The organism is Stackebrandtia sp. (genome assembly GCF_035643755.1).
GTDB lineage: Bacteria > Actinomycetota > Actinomycetes > Mycobacteriales > Micromonosporaceae > Stackebrandtia.
In genome coordinates this window covers 1-2123 of sequence record NZ_DASQPW010000260.1, presented here as the reverse complement: position 1 = coordinate 2123, position 2123 = coordinate 1, and the positions used below count along the sequence as shown (strand labels likewise).

General features: G+C 72.6%; 3 protein-coding genes. All 3 read right to left on the bottom strand.

The annotated features are described in order from the left end of the window. A partial coding sequence (locus tag VE172_RS20010) for a phosphoheptose isomerase family protein (protein ID WP_475526056.1) occupies positions 1 to 333 on the bottom strand: 333 nt, incomplete at its 3' end. Between the two features lie 12 nt (positions 334 to 345). Further along, positions 346 to 543 (bottom strand): Trm112 family protein, encoded by a 198-nt coding sequence (locus VE172_RS20005; RefSeq protein ID WP_324803741.1) that lies wholly within the window; start codon positions 541 to 543, stop codon positions 346 to 348. Positions 544 to 560: 17 nt separating this feature from the next. Further along, the gene (locus tag VE172_RS20000) at positions 561 to 1925 is read right to left on the bottom strand and encodes a phosphomannomutase/phosphoglucomutase (RefSeq protein ID WP_324803740.1); all 1365 of its coding nucleotides are present in this window, start codon (positions 1923 to 1925) and stop codon (positions 561 to 563) included. Positions 1926 to 2123 lie beyond the last annotated feature (198 nt).

The window sequence follows — 2123 nt, the reverse complement described above, 5'->3', positions numbered from 1 at the left end:
GTCGGCGGCGCCCACCCAGCCGGGCACCCCGGAGTTGCGGTGGGTCAGCACCGGGGACGGGCAACGCGGCCCGGCCACGGTGGCCAGGATGTCGCCGGTGCGGGCGGCGGTGCCGACGCCGGCGATCACCACGGAGCGGGGACGCCCGCCGTCCGACAGCGACGACAGGTCGACCTCCCCGGCCAGGGCGGCGGACTCGCGCAGCTGCGGCCCCGCCGAGGCCACCGCCAGCAGCGCGCCGCCCGGATCCAGGCGCCCCAGGGCCTCCGGCGAATCCAAACGGTCGGGATCGGCGTTCCGGTCCCCCGACACCCCCGCGGTGCCGTCCTCCACGTCAGCCACTTGTCACTCCCCCTCGGTGTCCTGTATGTCCTTCGGCAGTCGGGCCTCGTCCAGCAGCAGGACGGGGATGCCCTCGTCGATGCGGTAGATCCGCCCGCATTCGGTGCACGTCAAGGTCTGCCCCTCGGCGTCGTACTCGAGGGGGGCGTGGTGGGTGTCCGGGCAGGCCAGCACCTCCAGCAGGGTGGCGTCCACGGCCATGTCTGTGTTCCTTTCGGTCAGTTCCGCACCGCGGCCAGCACCTCGTCGCGCAATTCCTCCATGCGCGCGCGGGAGGGGGCCTCGGCGTTGAGTCGCAGCAGCGGTTCCGTATTGGACGGTCGAAGGTTGAGCCACGCGCCGTCGTCGAAGGCGACGGTGAGGCCGTCCAGGCGGTCGAGCTGGGCGCCGGGACGGGAGGCGTACAGCGCGGCGATCTCGGCGATCTTGCCCGCCTGATCGTCCACGGTGGAGTTGATCTCGCCGGAGGCGACGTAGCGGTCGTAGGACGACACCAGCGCCGACAGCGCCTCCTCGGACGTGCCCAGCGCCCGCAGCACGTACATGGCGGCGAGCAGTCCGGTGTCGGCGAACCAGAAGTCGCGGAAGTAGTAGTGGGCGGAGTGCTCGCCGCCGAACACGGCGTCGGCGGCGGCCATCTCGGCCTTGATGTACGAGTGGCCCACCCGGGTGCGCACCGGCTTGCCGCCGTTCTCGACGACGACCTCGGGCACCGTCCGGGAGGTGATCAGGTTGTGGATGATCGTGGCGCCGGGGTGTTTGCGCAGCTCGGCCTCGGCGACCAGCGCGGCGATGGCGCTGGGGGCGACAGGCTCGCCGCGCTCGTCCACCACGAAGCAGCGGTCGGCGTCGCCGTCGAAGGCCAGGCCGAGGTCGGCGCCCTCGGAGCGCACCCGCGCCCGGAGGTCCACGATGTTGGACGGCTCCAGCGGGTTGGCCTCGTGGTTGGGGAACGAGCCGTCCAGCTCGAAGTACATCGGGATGACCGTCAGCGGCGCGATGGTGCCCAGCACGGCGGGGACGGTGTGCCCGGCCATGCCGTTGCCCGCGTCCACCACGACCTTCAGCGGCCGCACCGCCGCCAGGTCGACGAGCATCTTGAGGTGCTCGGCGTAGTCGGGCAGGAAGTCGCGGGCGGTGAGGTCGCCGGGCGCGTCGGCGGCCGGCGCGGGCTGTCCGTCGACAATGGCCTGCGCCCGGTCGCGGATGTCGGCCAGGCCCGTGTCCAGGCTGACCGGCCTCGCGCCGGGCAGGCAGACCTTGATGCCGTTGTACACGGCGGGATTGTGGCTGGCGGTGAACATCGCCCCGGCGATGTTCTGGGAGCCGGAGATGAAGTACATCTCGTCGGTGGAGCACAGCCCGGCGTCCACCACGTCGGCCCCGGCCCGCGCGGCGGCCTCGGCGAACGCGCGCGACAGCCCCGCGCCCGATTCCCGCATGTCGCGGGCGACGACGAGCTTGTCGACCTTGGTCACGGCGACGAATGCCGCGCCGAACGCGGCGGCCACGGGCTCGTCCCACTCCTCGGGAACCCGTCCCCGAATGTCATACGCCTTGACGATGTTCGCCAGTTCCGGCACGCCGAACCGCCCTTTCCGTGAGTGTTTCAGCGCCCATGAGGGTACCGGTCACTCGTGCGGTGGCTGTGTGCTGTCCGGTACCACCCGCAAGTGCGGGCGTCCCGCGGCCCGGACGTCGGGGGTGGGCACTCCCGGGCGGCGCGGCGGTGGCGGCGGGTCGGCCGGGCGCTGCGGCGGCTGCTTGCCCGCCTCGCGCAC